Origin of the sequence: Proteus appendicitidis (assembly GCF_030271835.1) — a bacterium.
GTDB lineage: Bacteria > Pseudomonadota > Gammaproteobacteria > Enterobacterales > Enterobacteriaceae > Proteus > Proteus appendicitidis.
This window is the reverse complement of record NZ_CP127389.1, coordinates 1,430,748-1,448,929: the sequence shown is the minus strand read 5'-3', so window position 1 is coordinate 1,448,929 and position 18,182 is coordinate 1,430,748. Positions and strand designations below refer to the sequence as shown.

Sequence of the window (18,182 nt, the reverse complement as noted above, 5' to 3'; positions counted from 1 at the left end):
TAAATTGCATTTGAAATACCTCATTATAAGAGGTAGATTTTATTTGACGCATAATAATTTACTACGTTATCAACTACGGTTTTTCTTTTTAATTAAGATAAAAAGTATAAAAATCAATATATTCACTTTTTCTAGGGCGGTAAAATGGAAAGAATTATTATCCCCACTCACTATATTCATGTACGTGCAACGCCACTTTGGACGAAAGACACTGCCCCTAAATCAATTTGGGAAAGACATTTAGATAAAGGAACTCGCCAAGGGGTTTATCCTAAATTATCGGTTATGCAAGGTACTATTGTTTATTACGCTTATGCAGATGAATTTAGCCCGGAGCCAACAGAGACTCTAGTGATTAATGCAGGTGAATTTGGTGTGTTTCCACCAGAAACGTGGCACAAAATAGAAGCGAAAACTCAAGATACTGTTTTTAACGTCGATTTTTATGTCGATCCTAAAATACTTGCTGAAGGTTAAAGGTTGATTATGGAAAATGAAAACAAAGGCTATTTATTAGAATTGATTAGCGCTGATGGCCAAGATAAGTCCCAAAAAATCTTTCTTAATCCTAAAATTCTGTATATCCCAGACGTTGCAACTCAAGAAATTTTACTCTTAGTTGATGAGTTAAAAAGCAAAGTAAATATTGATTCGCAAGAACTTACCTTAGCATTAACAAATAAAAATAATGGTGTTTCTGTCAATAAAGAGAGCTTTTTGACTGATTTATTAGATGCAGATATGTCGAGCCTAATGGTAAAAGATCTTATCAATATTGTACGTGGCTATGATATGGATGAAGAAACAAATGTCTGTGGTTGGTGAGTTAATTTTATTAAGATAATAATGAACTTATATCACCTTCACTATTGCTAATGAAGGTGATTGCTTCCCTCATTTTTATCGAGAAGATTGAATATTATTTTTCAATAGTTTATCAATCATCCAATATCCTGCTTTTCCTGGCGGATTATTTCTTGACCAAACTAAATCGATATCTATTTTTTTCGGAAACTGGTCATAATTCAGACTGACTAGTAAGTCATGTCCAAATTGCTCAACTAACCAAGTGGGTAATATTGCCCATCCCATTTCTTGCTCTGCCATTTCAAGTAGTAATAAATAGTTAGGCGCCAGCCAATTTTTTTCACTATTAATGACAAACTGAGCGCGACTACTTAGCCGCAATTGACGATGCATGGTTAAATGTTGATAGTTAATTTGTTTTTCTTTCGCAAGTGGATGAGTTTTATGTGCATATAATCCTAACTTACCGCTAACGGGTAAACGGGCAAAAGCAATATCGGCTGGATATTCTATTCGTGATTCCATCATACCAATATGTGCCTGCTTATTTTGTAGCATATTAATGACATTATCATTTTCAGCGACAAGAAATTCAAATTCAATATGAGGGAATTCTTTATCTAGAATTTTTAAAAGTTGCTCAGAATAAGGGGGTTGGTACATATCAGAAAAAACGCAACTTAAACGAGGCTCCATTTCTGGTGATAACTCTATTCTTAATGCTTGTAATCGTTCATCTGCGGCTAATATATCTTCAACTAAGCTTAATACCTTTTGCCCTGCAAAGGTTAGCGTTGATTCTCTCCCCTTTCGTTCGAATAATTCAAAGCCCATATCATCTTCAAATCCTGTAATTGTGCTACTCACTGTAGACTGACTTTTATTTAATTTTCGAGCAGCGGCAGAAAATGATTTTAGTGAGGCTGCTTCAACAAATGTACGCAGAGTTTCTATGGAATAGTTCATTATGGTATCGGTTTTTTCGATGGCTCCTATTTTGTATATATACAAAATATCACCAATAATTGCATCTGTTTTTTGCTAAATAATTAATTTGAGGTGGGATATGAGCCAATATCAAAAAACATTTACTGAGCGCGTTTTTCACGCTGTTTCATTTGAAGTGATAGCTATTGCAATAACAGCGCCACTTAGTGCATGGATTTTGGAACGCTCAATTTTTCAAATGGGAACCGTTGCTATTGTTTTATCAACATTAGCTATGTTATTGAATTTATTTTATAACATGATTTTTGATCACTATTGGCCTTTAATCAAAGGTCCAAGACCAACAAAAATAAGAGTCATGCATGCCATTGGCTTTGAATTAAGTTTTGTGATCGTTGGTTTACCAATATTGGCATTTTTATTAAAGATGTCACTGTGGAATGCATTCTTATTAGAAGTCGGCTTCTTTGCCTTTTTCCTTTTCTATACCTATGCATTTAATCTTAGTTACGATAAATTACGTGAAAAGTGGTTTTATCGTAAACAAAAACGGGTTGTTGCACGTCAATAATTTCTCGAAAACACCTTTTGAACTATCATTAGGTGTTTTTATCACGAATAAGATAAAACATCCTTAGAACAACTTTATTAAACACCTTATAAAACGGTTCTTACTCTCACGTTTTAACAAAAATTATTCAAATATTTTCAGAATCTCCCACTCTATTTAAGCAAACAGAGGCTTAAAAAATCGCAAAAAATAAAGATTTTATTGCTTTTACAATTGATCATGATGAAGATACTTTAATACTTATTGGAAAATACTTATAAAATTGTGTAGAACAATAAATACTGTAGATGCTCAAAAATAAAGTGATAACTGAGCTGTTATTTATTATTAACACCAAAAGAGTAGCAATAAATGATCATTTTTATTAGTTATATCCTTTTTTCGATTATTTTGACCACTATATTAGCCTATTGGTGTTTCTCTGCACTTTTTCCTAAAGCGCCACCCACAACACTTTCTTGCCTTTTAGTCAGAACACTTCTGGGTGTATTGCTCATTATTATAGTTATTAGTCTTATTTTAACTTTATTAAGTCAGATACTCTGATTTATTAAAATGTAAATAAATATAGACAGCCCTTAAAAAAACCAGGGCTTTAATTTTACAAGTTGTGCAGGATAGAGGAAAGTTGCTAAATATTCTAAATCAACAATATTATATGGATGATTATAGAATTTATGATATTTACCATACAATCACTCACTTTCAACTGCAATGATCTGATTAAATCCAATTAGGCTTTTCAATTGTTTGAAACCTTCTTGAGTTTCCTTGCTAGATACCCCATAACAAAATAGTACATCACTATTATTTTCATTCTCTTTAGTGTCGTTATTTATAGTCGCAAGCTAAAGTAAATTACCATTTCAGATCGATTGCATTCATTTTATAATTTTTATTCATCTTAACTAAGGCTTCAAATACTGAAAGATACTGAATGGGATCACTCATAGCGATATTTTTAATAGGCAAACTTTCAAACTTATCTCTATTCAGTTTTACATTGATTAAATAGAGATCATCTTCATCACCAGTTTCATGATTAAATATCTGAGAATATCCAGCCACGATGATATTCTCTATTTCTGAGCAAACCATGAACCCAATAGCGGATACTCTGAGAGCAATAGCATGAACATGCCTTGCATAATCATAATAATATTCTTCTGCGGTTTTTAGCCTTTCGCCATTTGATACTGGTGTGTCTTCAATTTCTGGAAGATCTACATCTATAAATAAGGTTCTTATTTCCTCATCATAATGAAAAGCAACTATTGTTTCTCTAGGCCAGTAAGCTGATAAATACGCATACCTTAATCTCTCATTAACGCCACCAAAGCTAACTGGATGATACTTTGTAATATCACCATGAATGTCTATAAGAAACTCAGGCTTTCCAGTGAAACCTCTGTTGTAAAAATCCTGATAAACAAATGTTTTACCTTCCTCTATTGTCAGCACATTTGTATATTTTTGATTTAATTGCCACTCATCACCTTGGGGTTGTGTTGAGCTTACCTCTCGCCAATTTAATTCTGTAGGAAAACCAATAACCTTATATCTTTCACCATCTTTAACAATGACGTTCGTTTTTTCCAGTTCAGCGATCACTTTATTTACTCTATCTTGATTAATTATGAATCTTCTAAGAAAATCATTCGTTGTTACATATTCTTTATTCATCGCAAGATCAACAAATTGCCAATATAGAAGATCTAACCCTAATGTTTTTGATTTCATGTCATCACCAAAAAATATTAATATTGTAGGTGATACTATCAAAATAATCAGAAAAGCCTCAATTAAGAGGCATAATATGTGATCTTAAGCATTGTCGTTTTTATTCTTATTCTGACTAAATACAAGTGCCAATCAAGCAAACAAAAAGTCCACTTATGTGGTCTTATTAGGAAGAATAAATTTATTATTTTATAATATCTGTAATTACTCTATTTCTAAAACTATGCGAACACCTCAATTTAGCATCTTTATTTGCTTTATCTAAAAGAAAACTTAAAGCGCCATCTAAATCAGAGGCTTTAAAATCAAGCTCCATCGCTATATTTCCTTTTAGTAACAGTTCTGAACTAAAACCATATACTTCATAAACAAAAATATACTTATTTATTAATATGTCATCCTTATTAGTTAATTTTCTCTTAGTTTATCTGGTTATAATATTATAGAATTGAATTATCACCTCAAATACCCAATTTAACGTTTGATGAAAAATCAGCATATATAGTTTTAGCTCGTGATAAAATCTGCAACCTTAATTATCTATTATTGATTAGCAATATATGATTAGTTATCTATACTTGGTTCTGAGGCGATAATTAATTTAAAAGGTAATTTTTATGACTAATAAATTTAAATATTTACTATCTGCTGTTATCTTTATTTTAAGTTACGTACTTATGATTGGTGGTGTATCTGCTGATAATAGTTGCCAAATAGAAATGAGAACCTTAGTAGAAACTCTAAACAATAAAACTTGTTTTAGTACGACTCCCCAACCTGCTTGTAACGTCCCATGCGTTCCCGCACACACACGAGGTGCTAGAGTAGATTTCTACTGCTTAGCCACTGACCCTGGTCCCTTTTCCCAAACAGAAGGACAAAAAGTAGATGCCATTTTAACTGTTTCTATTCCAACTAGCTGTAAACTCCCTTATTCACTCAAATAAAATATACGTTATCGCCTGCCGCGCTTATGTCTCTAATTAAGCTAACCAAATGAAGCCCTTATACTAGGGCTTCACCGAAATTTATGCTATGTAGCCATGGTATTTCAGGCAATAAAAACCACATCATCATTTTTAATTCCACACCCTGCTATACTCTCCAAAAATAACAAACCGGATCTGATATGAACCCCGCAAACTTAACCAAAGAAGAAAAAGACAAAATCAATGTCGATTTGGCTGCTTCGGGTGTCGCATATAAAGAACGACTCAACATGCCAGTTGTTGTATCCGAAGTTGAACGACAACAACCAGCACATTTGCGCGAGTACTTTAATGAACGGTTAGTATTTTATCGTGAGAGAAGTAAGAAATTGCCTGATGGAAATTCGGTGCAGTATTTAAAAACAGAGTGATTACTCAGTTTTTTGTGACTACTCAACAAAGAGGATTTTATTGAAGGTGAATGAGATCTGGTTAGTTAATTTATTTTTCGAACAATCGTGTAGATTCTATAAAACGATATAGGCAATAAAATGTTTTATTTTACTGGGATTAGGAGACTTCAGGAGACGCAGGAGATGATGAGATGGCGGAGGAGGAGAGATTCGAACTCTCGGATGGTTTCCCATCGGCGGTTTTCAAGACCGCTGCCTTCAGCCGCTCGGCCACCCCTCCGCAATGGGGAGCAATATAAACACCTAGGCTTATGTTGTAAAGCCCTTATTGTACTGTTTGCCGTAAAATTAAACGCATTACAAGTCAATGGCTTAATTTATCAACGATTTATGGGTTCTACTTGGGTATTTCCCTTATTTTTGCTAAATTAGCGGTATTATTTTTGATTGGTTGCTACGCACATGTTTGTATTTAACGGAAAAGAAATCGAGACAGATAGCCACGGTTATTTAAAAAATAGCAATGAGTGGAATGAAGATATGGTTCCAACATTAGCAGAACTAGAAGAAATAGAGCTTACAGAACAACATTGGGAGATTATCCGTTTTGTTCGCCAATTTTATTTAGAATTTAATACCTCCCCTGCTATTCGTATGTTAGTAAAAGCACTTGCACAAAAATATGGCGATGAAAAAGGGAATAGCCGTTATCTTTATCGTTTATTTCCTAAAGGTCCGGCAAAACAGGCTACAAAACTTGCTGGCTTACCAAAACCCGTTAAATGTATTTAATATTATCTTTCGATCAAAGAGAATTAAAAATCATTAAAACAGTGTTACTCATAATGGTGGATTGAAAAATCTGCCATTTGTTCATATTCACAAGATGCCGCTGACCAAAATGTAATTTTGGCGCTTTTAGGGCCACCAGCTTCTAACCAATCTTCAAATTCTTTTAATGCATTTTCTTCCGCAAAAGCCTTTACTCCCACGCTACCATCATCACGATTCCAAACATACCCGGTTATTGGCTGTTTTTTCATCCACTGATAAGTAAAAAAACGAAAACCAACACCTTGAACACGCCCTTGAATAATATATTCTCTACCGATTTTCATATGCCCTTCTAGTAACCTTCTTCAAATAAAAATTCTGTCTAGGTTATTGTCTTTTCTTTATACAATAGATAATCTGATTTTGTGAGGTTTTTTATTCATAATGAAAGCAAAGGATTATATTTTTCCAAACCCTTGAAATTTCACTTTATGCCCTCATATATATAACCAATAAGCAAGGCTATATGGAGGTGATACTATGATGACCGCCAGCAAATTTGGGATAGGACAGCAAGTTAGACATAAATTACTCGGCTACTTAGGCGTTGTTGTCGATGTGGATGCTGAATATTCCCTTGATCAACCTAATGAGGATGATATTGCATCTAATGTGACCTTGCGAGCAGCACCTTGGTACCATGTTGTGATGGAAGATGATGAAGGGCAACCTGTTCATACTTATCTTGCTGAAGCGCAGATAACCTATGAAGTTTCAGATGAACACTTAGATAATGACTCATTGGATGAGTTATCACAGTCAATTCGTAGCCAACTACAGGCGCCACGATTAAGAAATTAACCCAATTAATCTACATAACCAGTAATCTGAATGAAATGATAATCGCCGAATTTGTTTTCGGCGATTTTATTTTGGCGTATTACCAAGGAAGACCATGTGCTTCAATTTCTTTTTTAGGACAACGATCCATTACCACACGTAACCCGGCATCTTCAGCTAAGTCTTTAGCATCTTCATTAATAACACCAATCTGCAACCATAATACTTTGGCATTAATTTCAATGGCTTCTTGCGCAATTTCTAATGCTACGTCAGATTGGCGAAAAACATCAACCATATCGACAGCAACAGGAATATCTTTTAATGAGGCATAACATAGTTGCCCCAATAAGGTTTGCCCTGACATGCCTGGATTGACAGGAATAACATCATAGCCTTGTTCTAATAGGAATTTCATGACTTTATAGCTTGGGCGATCTTCTTTATTACTCGCACCAACAAGCGCAATGGTTTTAACGCTTCTTAAAATGTCATAAATGTCTGAATCCACCATTTATCTACTCCGTTCATCATGAAGATTGAAAATATTATGATACATCATAGTATCTTGATCTGTTCATAGCTTATAAGATAAAAAAAAGGTATTTTGAAAACTGAAACAATTACTATATTTATTTTTAAAGGTATCAAATGGAACAAATTGACCGCACGCTCCTAAAAGAAAAAAATATCGCGCTTGTTGCCCATGATCACTGTAAAAGCTCATTACTGGAGTGGGTTGAAAATAATCGTGAACAACTGTCTCTACACAAGCTATTCGCAACAGGAACTACCGGTAACTTAATTAATCACCACACTGGTCTTCCTGTTACTCAAATGCTAAGTGGTCCCATGGGTGGCGACCAACAAATTGGTGCAATGATCGCTGAAAAGAAAATTGATATTATGATTTTCTTTTGGGATCCATTAAATGCCGTTCCGCATGACCCCGATGTTAAAGCCCTTCTACGCTTAGCTACAGTTTGGAACATCCCAGTTGCAACAAATCGTGCAACTGCGAATTTTTTAATTTCATCACCTTTCTTTTCACAAGAATCTACAATTAAAATTCCAGATTACGAAGGCTATTTAAAAGAGAGATTAAAATAATCCTAAGGTTTTCGCTGTATAGGAACACCTTGAGATTTTAGTTCTGAAACAAAACAAGATGGCTGTTGTTTATTAAATAATAGCCATACTTGTTTTTTTGCTCTTGTTAAAGCGACATACATTAAGCGTCGCTCTTCCGCATTAGGATAATCTTCAACACTAGGCAGTAATGCCAATTCAATAATCGACTCTCTTGCTGGTGCTGGAAAAGCGTCTTTACCTTCTTGTAAACCTAAAATAATAACGTAATCTGCCTGTTGCCCTTTTGAAGCATGAAAAGTCATAAACTGTAGGTCTAATTTAGGCCAACGTGTTTTCGCTTTTTTTAATAAATCTGGTTTTAAATAGTGATAACGAGCGAGTAAAAGAATAGTTTCATTTTCTTCTACATAACCACTCATTTTATTGAGTAGATTTTCAAGTTGATCGTCAGATAACAGCACAACTGACTTTTTATTGCCTTTCACTAAACTATTTAAAGGTTTAGATAATTGAGCTGGGTTTTGTTGAATAAACGTATTGGCAACATTTCCTATCGTGTCATTAAAACGATAAGTCGTATCTAATGCACATTCAGCACCTTCACCAAAAGAGTGATGGAAAGAGGTCGTTAATAATAATTCTGCGCCACTAAAACGATAAATGGCTTGCCAATCATCTCCGACTGCAAATAGAGATGTTTGCTTATTTTGCTGTTTTAATGCGGTTAATAATGAAGCTCTTAATGGTGAAATATCTTGGAACTCATCAACAAGAATATGTTTCCATGGGCTAATAAAACGCCCTTTTTCAATAAGATTAATAGCTTGATGTAATAAGCCCGAAAAATCGATGGCATCTTCCTCTTTTAATGCAGTTTTCCACGCTTTTAATAATGGCGATAATAATTTTAAATACTTTTTAAAGGCTTCTGTATATTCGGGTTGTACACTGTCAATCAGCGATTTTTGGCTACCGCCTTGCATCCTTAATAAACTAACCCAACGCTCTAATCTTACGGCAACTTGGTTTTCTAATTTTTTATCATGCCAAAACTCACCATCAGTAATATCCCACTCTAATTCTTGAGATAACCACTCTCGCCACCCTTTTGCTTGTGCTTTTTTCTGTTGGCACTGCTCTCGCCACTCACCTAATAATAAAGCTCTTCTTTTTTCACTATTTATTTCAAGCTCACTAATTTTAGGTTGTTTTTTGGTCGCTTGTTGAATGATGGATAATGCCAGTGCATGGAACGTTTTTGCCATAATATCGGCATTTAAACGACTAGAAAGCCTTTCATTCATTTCTTGTGCAGCTTTACGCCCAAAAGCAAGTAATAATATTTGATCTGGTTGCGCTAACTGGCGACGTAATAACCAGCCTGCTCTTGCGACTAATACAGAAGTTTTGCCACTTCCCGCACCAGCAAGTACAAGAATATTTTCTTCTCCATTAATTACGGCGCGACACTGAGATTCATTTAACGGCGATGATTCAATCGTATTAAAAAATTCCGCATGCTCATTTAATATTTGAGTTACCCATGCAGAATTTTCTTTATTAATAAGTGCTTCACCTTGCTGTAACCATTCTAAACATTGCTGATAAAGAGTATGGCAATTATCAAATTGAGTAAGGCGTTCAAGAGGAAGGGGAATAGCGGAAAAGCTTTCTTTAATAGATTGCTGAATTTCACTAAGTTTAGGCTGTTTTATCCATCTATTTGATTGAGTAATTTCATTAATATTATGGAGTTGCTTCTCAAGCACCTGAGCACTTATTTCGCTCATTTCTTTACTCCAATTTTGCCATGATTGATAAAGATAACGATAAAATTGCTGAGTTTCTTCCCAGTCTGTTCCATGCAATCGAACAACTTTATCTTCAGGCAATAAAAATTCTAATTCCCCCCACACAATTCCTTTTTTACAGTAAATATTAATCAATTCGTTAAAAGGGATTAAATACTGATGTTTTTCACCACTGACTTCAATACCTGCATTTAACAATTTGACTCTATTATAAGGATGCTGTGCTAAACGTTGTCCCATCGGGGTGGATTTCAGTTCCATACGTAATTCCTGCAATAAATAACAAATAGTCTGTTGTTAAGCTCTTTTTAATCGGTGATAAACCCTATATTCTAAGAGGTAATTATCTTCATCTTGTTTATTTAAGGGCTTTTTGTGTTCACTTTGCTAAATGGCGCCCGCCGATTTATCTATAATAGCCACTTTTTATATTATATTCGCATAATAATCGCGCTTACAGGAACGACTTTGTTTCCTTGGGTTTTAGGACAAGAGCCTAAATACACAATTCCTCTAACTTTAGGTGTGGTTGCAGCTGCATTAACTGACTTAGATGATAGGCTTGTTGGTCGTTTAAAAAACCTCGTTATCACTTTATGCTGTTTTCTTCTTGCTTCAGCATCAATAGGATTGCTTTATCCATATCCTATTTTATTCTTTTGCGGTTTAGCCATTTCTACTTGGGGATTTATTTTGTTAGGTGCTTTAGGGCAACGGTACGCAACCATTGCTTTTGGTGCTTTATTAATCGCAATTTATACTATGCTCGGTATGCCTATTTTCCCTGAATGGTATGAACAACCCGTTTTATTGCTATTAGGCGCTATTTGGTATAACTCTTTAACATTGGTTGGTCACTTATTATTCCCAATTCGCCCAGTTCAGGACAATTTAACTCGCTGCTACCAACAGCTTGCAACTTACCTCGAAGCTAAAGCAACATTATTTGATCCTGATATCGAAGATGACTATCAACATTCCCTTTATAATTTAGCAATGGCAAATAGCCAATTAATTGACTCGATGAACCAAACTAAAGTTACATTATTAAGTCGATTAAAAGGTGATAGAGGTCAACGTAGTAGCCGTTTCACACTTCATTACTATTTTGTTGCTCAGGATATTCATGAAAGAGCAAGTTCGTCACATGTTCAATATCAACTATTAAGTAATGAATTACGACATAGCGATGTGTTATTTCGTTTTCAACGTTTACTTTCTATGCAAGCACGAGCGTGTGAACAAGTTGCACAATCTATTCTTTGGCATAAAAAATATCAGCATAACCCTTCATTAGAGCGCGCTATAAATTATTTAGAGAATGCATTAAATCATTTAAAAAATACGACTTCAGAACCACAACTAATAACGCCTTTAAATAATTTATTGCAAAACCTTCAAGGCATTGATGCGCTTTTACGAAGTATTAGTACAGAGCAATATCAAATATCCCATGACCAAAAGGAAGAAACGCAACTTTCTGATGATGGTTTAACAGGATGGCGCGATATTGCACTAAGAATAAGAGAGCACCTTACGCCTAAATCGGCGCTTTTTAGGCATGCCGTTAGGATGTCACTGGTTTTATGTATTGGCTATGCCATTATTCAATTTTTCCAATTGGATAGAGGCTATTGGATATTATTGACCAGCCTATTTGTTTGCCAACCTAACTACAATGCGACTCGCCGACGTCTTACACTGCGTGTAAGTGGTACTATTATTGGTATTTTAATTGGCTTCCCTATTTTATATTTTGTGCCTTCAATTGAAGGGCAACTCGTTTTAATTGTGATAACAGGTACGCTCTTTTTCGCATTTAGAACCATACAATATGCACATGCCACACTATTTATTACTTTATTGGTTTTATTAAGCTTCAATCTGCTTGGTGAAGGTTATGATGTTGCTCTTCCTCGTATTATTGATACCTTAATTGGCTGTGCCATAGCATGGTTTGCAGTTAGTTTTATTTGGCCTGATTGGAAATTCCGTCAACTGCCTGTTGTTATTCAAAAAACAATGACGAATAACTGTTATTATCTTGATGCCATCCTTATTCAATATTACCAAGGGAAAGATAATAGCTTGAGTTATCGAATTGCTCGTCGAAATGCTCATAGCAGTGATGGTGAATTAGCTTCACTGATCTCAAATATGTCATCAGAGCCAAAAAGCTATCAAGCATCCCAAGAAGTAGCATTCCAGTTGCTTTGTTTAAATCATACTTTACTCAGTTATATTTCTGCACTTGGTGTTCATCGTTCAAAAATAGAAGATGAGAATGTGCTTACATTGCTTAATGATACGGTTTGTTATATCGATTCTGCTTTACGTCGCAAAACACCGCAAGACGAAGGATTTAAGCAATCTCATGTAGAATTAATTGAAAGGATTAATCTATTACCTAATGCAGATAATCCTCGCATTCAATTAGTACTTACTCAGATCCGCTTACTATTGGATTTACTGCCACAAATTATTAGTTGTATCCAAATTATTGAGCAAAGCGAATCAAACAGCCTACCTCAACCTCAAGTTTAGACTCATATTGACGTTATTTTCTCTAATTTCCATAAGTACATTAGAGAAAATAACGGTCATTGTTTTTATCTTATTGGAAAGATAATTCGTTGTACCAATCTAATAACTCCATTTTAAGTTGACTAGGTAATACAGAACGATGACACCCGACGATAGCTCCTGCCAATGAGAGTAAAAGTTCACTATTCCTCAAATTGTGGCTATGCATTAATTTTAGATAACACGCTTTAGCACCGATTAAACGCAGTTCTTCAACTTGATTAATGCCAATTTGATTCAATCTTTTTTCTAATATCACGCCTAGATTAGGTAAGTCTTTTATTCTGCAAGGCTTCTTTCGTTGTCCTAAATATTCTTGAATGCTGTAGTGATATGACATATCAATATATTGATCTAATTTTTGCTGATTTTCCCATAGCGAATCCGTTATATGGTAATAACGCAATATGATAGGAATTCCTTTTTTCAAATAGGTATAGGAACTCATTTTTGTTGCCTTATAAAGAGTTTCTAAAAAGCCACTTCCTTTTAAATAAAACTCATTATCTGACGTGATAGCAAACATAACATCATCAATCATTAAGCTAACGCCACCAAATTGAGACTTTGTTGTTAACTCTCCATATTGCGCAATACGCGATAATAAATGAGCCTTCCTTTGCTCAGGTAAAAATAACATTGAAACTCCAACACATACTTTAAGATTAAATTTTATCTTTGAATTCAAAAACATGCATAAGACATCACAAGAAAGACAATAAAGAATTTCCTTTATATTGCCAATAGTTAACGACTCAAAAATAGAGATTTACATAAAATTTGAGAGGAACTTTCAAAAAAAGGAGCTTGATTTAAGCGAAATATAGAGATACTGTATATTCATACAGTATACATGGAACGAGGTAAATATGAAACTCTCAACATCATCTCCGACAAGACAGAACGCCATTCTCCAAGAGATCTCAAATGAGGTATTACCTCTATCTATCCCTTCAACAGTGGCGACTTACGATAGCAACAATAAACAAGGTATGGTGAGTGAACTTCTCTACCAAAATCCGCTCGTCATTAATCACATCCTTTTGCCATTACTGAGACAGTATAGTCATGAATCACGTTGGTTATTGTGGTTAAACCCACAACAAAAACTAAATCGTACTTGGTTAAAAAATGCGGGATTACCACTTAATAAGATAATTCAGTTAAATCATATAAATATGATAACTACTGTTGATTTAATGGAAAAAGCACTGATGAGTGGTAATTACAGTGTAGTACTCGGTTGGTTACCAGAAATATCGTCAGAAGAGATGAAACGATTAGAATCTGCTGCAAGTAAAGGAAAAACCCTTGGGTTTATTATGCGACAGCAAGTTAATACAAATATCCATTTAGAAAGTAGTAATGCATCTAAACGACATTTGAATTCCGTAAAAATTCATTCAATTCACTACCATTAGTGAAATTTAAGAGTTTTCCTAATACTCAAAACACGCTGATATCATTTAAGATAAGTCAAATGTATTTATAACCTAAATCATATAGTTACAACAAATTTAACAAAAATACAGAATCTTCCCCATTGTGGAATAAGACGGATCTTTTTAAAATTTTAAGTCGAATTTTAAAGGATTACTTGTAACTTTTTAAGTTCATTGTAGACTTTATGTCGTTAAGGTTATGCTTTAAATCCCATTTTTGGGATCATCATTTGATGAGAGCATTGGATTCCTAACAATAATTTAACCAAGGGCAAATAATAAGGCTTAAAGCCAAATGCCTAACTTGGATGATAACGAGGCGTAAAATGAAAAAGACAGCTATCGCATTAGCAGTGGCAGTGGCAGCTTTCGCAACTGCAGCGCAAGCAGCTCCAAAAGACAATACCTGGTATACCGGTGGTAAATTAGGTTGGTCTCAATACCAAGGTACTAGTAACCATTTCGGTGAAACTTCTATTGGTAACGGTAACACTCACCGTGATCAGTTAGGTGCAGGTGCATTTGCTGGTTATCAATACAACCAATACTTAGGTTTTGAACTGGGTTATGATTGGTTAGGTCGTATGACTTACAAAGGTTCATATGACAACGGTGCATTCCGTGCTCAAGGTATCCAATTAACCACTAAATTAAGCTATCCAGTAATGGAAGACTTAGACGTTTATACACGTTTAGGTGGTATGGTATGGCGTGCAGATTCTTCTGCAACTAAAAACGCTACTTCTTTATCTCCAAAACAAGAACGTTTCTCTAATAACGACACTGGTGTTTCTCCAGTATTCGCATTAGGTACTGAATACGCGATCACTCCAAACATCGCTACCCGTGTTGAATATCAATGGATCAACAACATCGGTGATAAAGGTACTCTGAATGCTCGTCCAGACAACGGCATGCTGAGTGTTGGTGTTGCTTACCGCTTCAACCAAGAAACTCCAGCTCCAGTTGTAGCTCCAGCTCCAGTTGTAGCTCCAGCTCCAGTTGTTGAGAACAAAACCTTTACTCTGCGTTCAGACGTTCTGTTCAACTTCAACAAATCTACTCTGAAAGCTGAAGGTCAAGATGCTCTGAATGGTCTGTACAATGAACTGGCTAACATCGACCCAACTCAAGGTCGTGTAGTAGTTATCGGTTACACTGACCGTATCGGTTCACAAAACTACAACCTGCCTCTGTCAGAAAAACGTGCTCAATCTGTAGTTGATTACCTGGTTTCTAAAGGTATCCCTGCAAACAGCATCTCTGCAGAAGGTCGTGGTAAAGAAAACCCAGTTACTGGCAACACTTGTGACAACGTTAAAGCTCGTTCAGCTCTGATCGATTGCTTAGCGCCAGACCGTCGTGTTGAGATCGAAATCCAAGGTACAACTGAAGTTGTTGTTCCTGCTGGTAAATAATTCAGATAGTAGAATAATCTACTGTTGATGAATTCAAAACCCTGCCAATGGCAGGGTTTTTCTTTATGGCGATAAAATTAGGTAGATAAAATTAGGTAAAAATATAAAGACAAAAATGTGTTCGGGCCAGTATGAAATATCACAATAAAAACAAATTAATTGTCGAGACCAGTAAGCCAAAATTAATGTAACTTATTTTTCTTTATCGCGTTCTAATAACTCAATAAGCCCATCTTTTAAACTATGCACTTTTAATGCATATTGTTCTTTTCGCTCAGCATCTTCAATTAATTGCACGATCGTTTCTGATAATGTGATCCCTCTTCGTTGTGACAATGCAGATAAGCGCTGCCAAACTTTAAATGTTAAATCGATTGATTTTTTGCGCGTGTGTTGATGCTCAGCATTAAAATAACGTTTTCTTCGTGCTCTAATCGTTTGCTTCATCCTATTAGATAAATCAGGATCCATATGCAAATCTATCCACTCTAAAACTTTTAGTGGTTGCGATTCCAGAAGCAACAATTGCTCGACAGCCTCATCAGCGGCACTTCTTTCTATATAACGGGTAATTAATTCACCTTCACGGTGTTTTTTTACTAGATAGGCCCATTTCCAGCCACATTCTAGGTTCTCTAATTGTTGATATTTCATACAAAATCCCGTGACAACGTAACTATATAGTAGCATATCAACAATTTTACAAAAATACTGCCACTGAACCGAAATTTTTCGATTATTTTATAGACAAATTTATTTTACATAATCTTTCTTATCAATTAATAACAAGCCTTGATAAGGGATAGTTTTCTGAGCGCGTTATGATAGAATCGAGCGTCGCTATCATAAAACCTTAATGACCCATTTTTAACCCGTCATTATAAGGTCGTAGCGGTACATATTCCCTGCCTATGCAGTTGATGACAGTTAAAGAACCGTCTTATTGCAGGATAGATATCGACTTATACGATATCTAATTATCTCTTTTCACTAATCAATAATAAAAACGGTAACCTTGAAAAACAACGAATTAGAATGGCAGGCGTTACGTCCTGATTACGCCTCCTACCAAACTTTCTTTCAAACGGCATCTCAATTACCTGCATCTCTACTTCGTGAGGTTCAACCTCGCCTGTATGAAAGCCTGCAATGGTTAAATAATGCAGATTCAGGGCAGTTTATGCTGTTAAAAGTGGATGATTCTGCTGCTTACTTTGATATGCTGACAGACACATTAATGCAATCAGGGATCAAAACTGATCCTGTTGTTGGCAGTTATCAAGCAGAAACCAATAAAATCAATTGGCAAGATAATGTACAAGGTGCATTTTCATCATCAGAATCTATTACTTGTTGCCAATGGATAGAGCCAGAACAACTCTTTGGTTCATTCTATTGCCATAAAGATGAAGTTACCCTCAGCCCAGGCTTATTGCATAAAGTAAATGGAGGCATCTTAGTCCTCTCTATAAAATCTTTACTTGCACAACCACTAATGTGGTTCCGCCTTAAAAAAATGGTTGAAGAGCAGCGTTTTGAATGGCTTGTCTGGAATGACAATCAATCCTTACCTTTACCTATTGAGAGCATGCCGCTCAATCTTCGAGTTATCTTAGTTGGCGATAGACTTAGCCTTGAAGAGCTTGAATTTATGGAGCCAGAACTAAGTAGCACTGCTTTATATGGTGAATATGAATACGACATGTATTTAGAAGACGAAACCGCTCTTTCTCAATGGTGTGGATTTGTAAATTCATTGTGTCAAAAATATCGCCTCCCTTCTCTATCTGCGGATGCTTGGGAAGTCTTGCTAACACAAGCAGCAAGACAACATGAAGATCAGTTAATACTGAGCCTAGATTTAGAATGGATCTTACGCCAGCTTCGTTATGCCATACGTTTTAATCATGGTGCTTTTCTAAATGCCGATGCATTGAAAAAAGCTGAAGAAAACCGCCTATGGCGACACAGTTATTTGTTAGAACGTAGTCGTGATGAGATTTTACAAGACCAAGTAATGATACAAACAGAAGGTGAAGCTATTGGTCAAATCAATGGGCTTTCTGTCTTAGATTACCCGGGATATCCTGATTTAATCGGAGAGCCGACTCGTATTACCTGCGTTGCACATATAGGTGATGGTGAGTTTACGGATGTTGAGCGAAAAGCAGAGCTTGGTGGCAATCTTCATGCTAAAGGAATGATGATTATGCAAGCTTACTTAAACTCAGAATTACGTTTAGACCAACCGCAGCCATTTAGCACCTCGATTGTTTTTGAGCAATCATATGGTGAGGTTGATGGTGATAGCGCCTCTTTGGCTGAATTATGTGCTTTTATTAGCACACTGGCACAACAACCTATTGATCAGCAAATTGCGGTTACAGGTGCCGTTGATCAATTTGGTCAAGTCCAACCAATTGGTGGCGTAAACCAGAAAATCGAAGGCTTCTTTGATATCTGCCAACAAAGAGGATTAACGGGTGCGCAAGGCGTAATTATTCCTCTTGCTAATATTCGTCATCTTGTACTCAACGAAAATGTGCAACAAGCGGTAAAAGAAGAAAAATTTCATATTTGGCCTGTCACTCATGTAGCAGAAGCGATAACGTTACTGACTCGTCAACCATATTATGAAGAGCAATGTGAACCAGAACAATCAGACTCACACTTGTTAGCTGTTATTCATGATCGTATAACACTCGCAAATAATCAGGATAGACCTAAATTACCTTGGTTCTTACGTCTATTCAGATAATTCTGTTTCAAGTGATCGGAGTTGTTCAGCGTACAAGTGTAAGCTATTCTGTTATC

20 protein-coding genes and 1 tRNA gene are annotated in these 18,182 nt (G+C 35.5%); 12 read left to right on the top strand and 9 right to left on the bottom strand.

Translation table 11 applies throughout. The features are described 5' to 3' along the window. Nucleotides 1-144 precede the first annotated feature (144 nt). Nucleotides 145-477 carry a TehB family protein gene (locus tag QQS39_RS06605; RefSeq protein WP_151434746.1) on the top strand — a complete coding sequence of 111 codons (333 nt, stop codon included), beginning with the start codon at nt 145-147 and terminating at the stop codon, nt 475-477. A 9-nt stretch (nt 478-486) separates the two neighbouring features. After that, a complete protein-coding gene (locus QQS39_RS06600) occupies nt 487-825 on the top strand; it encodes a DUF1869 domain-containing protein (protein WP_196735792.1) in 339 nt (112 codons plus the stop codon). 75 nt (nt 826-900) lie between these two features. Here the strand turns inward: QQS39_RS06600 and QQS39_RS06595 are convergent, their stop codons facing one another. Then, nucleotides 901-1,773, bottom strand: a complete 873-nt coding sequence (locus QQS39_RS06595) for a LysR family transcriptional regulator (protein ID WP_285805593.1) — start codon at nt 1,771-1,773, stop codon at nt 901-903. A gap of 100 nt (nt 1,774-1,873) precedes the next feature. Here QQS39_RS06595 and QQS39_RS06590 point away from each other — a divergent pair, with 100 nt between their 5' ends. Next, nucleotides 1,874-2,326 carry a multidrug/biocide efflux PACE transporter gene (locus QQS39_RS06590; protein ID WP_151434743.1) on the top strand — a complete coding sequence of 151 codons (453 nt, stop codon included), beginning with the start codon at nt 1,874-1,876 and terminating at the stop codon, nt 2,324-2,326. A gap of 858 nt (nt 2,327-3,184) precedes the next feature. On the opposite strand, the gene QQS39_RS06585 is transcribed toward QQS39_RS06590, so the two are convergent. Next, on the bottom strand, nt 3,185-4,066 hold the full coding sequence (locus QQS39_RS06585; protein ID WP_151434742.1) for a hypothetical protein: 882 nt from the start codon (nt 4,064-4,066) through the stop codon (nt 3,185-3,187). 184 nt (nt 4,067-4,250) lie between these two features. Continuing rightward, nucleotides 4,251-4,382, bottom strand: coding sequence for a hypothetical protein (locus QQS39_RS06580; protein ID WP_285805592.1), 132 nt, complete (start codon nt 4,380-4,382; stop codon nt 4,251-4,253). Between the two features lie 301 nt (nt 4,383-4,683). Between QQS39_RS06580 and QQS39_RS06575 the strand changes: the two genes are divergently transcribed. Further along, nucleotides 4,684-5,013, top strand: coding sequence for a hypothetical protein (locus QQS39_RS06575; RefSeq protein ID WP_151434741.1), 330 nt, complete (start codon nt 4,684-4,686; stop codon nt 5,011-5,013). Nucleotides 5,014-5,195: 182 nt separating this feature from the next. After that, nucleotides 5,196-5,426 (top strand): DNA polymerase III subunit theta, encoded by a 231-nt coding sequence (locus tag QQS39_RS06570; RefSeq protein WP_285805591.1) that lies wholly within the window; start codon nt 5,196-5,198, stop codon nt 5,424-5,426. A gap of 174 nt (nt 5,427-5,600) precedes the next feature. Here QQS39_RS06570 and QQS39_RS06565 read toward each other — a convergent pair. Next, nucleotides 5,601-5,688, bottom strand: a tRNA-Ser gene (locus QQS39_RS06565). Between the two features lie 182 nt (nt 5,689-5,870). Between QQS39_RS06565 and tusE the strand changes: the two genes are divergently transcribed. After that, nucleotides 5,871-6,200 (top strand): sulfurtransferase TusE, encoded by a 330-nt coding sequence (gene tusE, locus QQS39_RS06560; RefSeq protein WP_023581360.1) that lies wholly within the window; start codon nt 5,871-5,873, stop codon nt 6,198-6,200. 44 nt (nt 6,201-6,244) lie between these two features. On the opposite strand, the gene QQS39_RS06555 is transcribed toward tusE, so the two are convergent. Continuing rightward, a complete protein-coding gene (locus QQS39_RS06555; protein WP_151434739.1) occupies nt 6,245-6,526 on the bottom strand; it encodes an acylphosphatase in 282 nt (93 codons plus the stop codon). Nucleotides 6,527-6,722: 196 nt separating this feature from the next. Between QQS39_RS06555 and hspQ the strand changes: the two genes are divergently transcribed. After that, on the top strand, nt 6,723-7,043 hold the full coding sequence (gene hspQ, locus QQS39_RS06550) for a heat shock protein HspQ (protein WP_006537351.1): 321 nt from the start codon (nt 6,723-6,725) through the stop codon (nt 7,041-7,043). Nucleotides 7,044-7,122: 79 nt separating this feature from the next. Here hspQ and QQS39_RS06545 read toward each other — a convergent pair whose 3' ends face one another. Then, nucleotides 7,123-7,536 carry a CoA-binding protein gene (locus QQS39_RS06545; protein ID WP_151434738.1) on the bottom strand — a complete coding sequence of 138 codons (414 nt, stop codon included), beginning with the start codon at nt 7,534-7,536 and terminating at the stop codon, nt 7,123-7,125. A 137-nt stretch (nt 7,537-7,673) separates the two neighbouring features. Here QQS39_RS06545 and QQS39_RS06540 point away from each other — a divergent pair, with 137 nt between their 5' ends. Beyond that, a complete protein-coding gene (locus QQS39_RS06540) occupies nt 7,674-8,132 on the top strand; it encodes a methylglyoxal synthase (RefSeq protein ID WP_069368776.1) in 459 nt (152 codons plus the stop codon). A gap of 2 nt (nt 8,133-8,134) precedes the next feature. Here the strand turns inward: QQS39_RS06540 and helD are convergent, their stop codons facing one another. Next, nucleotides 8,135-10,186: a DNA helicase IV gene (helD, locus tag QQS39_RS06535; protein ID WP_285805590.1), complete on the bottom strand. Its 2,052-nt coding sequence runs from the start codon at nt 10,184-10,186 to the stop codon at nt 8,135-8,137. A gap of 114 nt (nt 10,187-10,300) precedes the next feature. Here helD and yccS point away from each other — a divergent pair, with 114 nt between their 5' ends. Then, nucleotides 10,301-12,469: a YccS family putative transporter gene (gene yccS, locus QQS39_RS06530; protein WP_151434736.1), complete on the top strand. Its 2,169-nt coding sequence runs from the start codon at nt 10,301-10,303 to the stop codon at nt 12,467-12,469. Nucleotides 12,470-12,539: 70 nt separating this feature from the next. On the opposite strand, the gene QQS39_RS06525 is transcribed toward yccS, so the two are convergent. Beyond that, nucleotides 12,540-13,148: a TfoX/Sxy family DNA transformation protein gene (locus QQS39_RS06525; RefSeq protein ID WP_100159601.1), complete on the bottom strand. Its 609-nt coding sequence runs from the start codon at nt 13,146-13,148 to the stop codon at nt 12,540-12,542. A 229-nt stretch (nt 13,149-13,377) separates the two neighbouring features. Between QQS39_RS06525 and sulA the strand changes: the two genes are divergently transcribed. Beyond that, the gene (gene sulA, locus QQS39_RS06520) at nt 13,378-13,929 is read left to right on the top strand and encodes an SOS-induced cell division inhibitor SulA (RefSeq protein ID WP_151434734.1); all 552 of its coding nucleotides are present in this window, start codon (nt 13,378-13,380) and stop codon (nt 13,927-13,929) included. Nucleotides 13,930-14,276: 347 nt separating this feature from the next. Then, nucleotides 14,277-15,368, top strand: a complete 1,092-nt coding sequence (gene ompA / locus QQS39_RS06515) for a porin OmpA (RefSeq protein WP_151434733.1) — start codon at nt 14,277-14,279, stop codon at nt 15,366-15,368. Between the two features lie 192 nt (nt 15,369-15,560). On the opposite strand, the gene matP is transcribed toward ompA, so the two are convergent. Further along, nucleotides 15,561-16,022, bottom strand: a complete 462-nt coding sequence (matP, locus tag QQS39_RS06510) for a macrodomain Ter protein MatP (protein ID WP_196735781.1) — start codon at nt 16,020-16,022, stop codon at nt 15,561-15,563. Between the two features lie 361 nt (nt 16,023-16,383). On the opposite strand from matP, the gene QQS39_RS06505 reads away from it, so the two are divergent. Beyond that, complete coding sequence (locus QQS39_RS06505) at nt 16,384-18,126, top strand: AAA family ATPase (RefSeq protein WP_285805589.1); 1,743 nt, start codon at nt 16,384-16,386, stop codon at nt 18,124-18,126. Nucleotides 18,127-18,182: the final 56 nt, after the last annotated feature.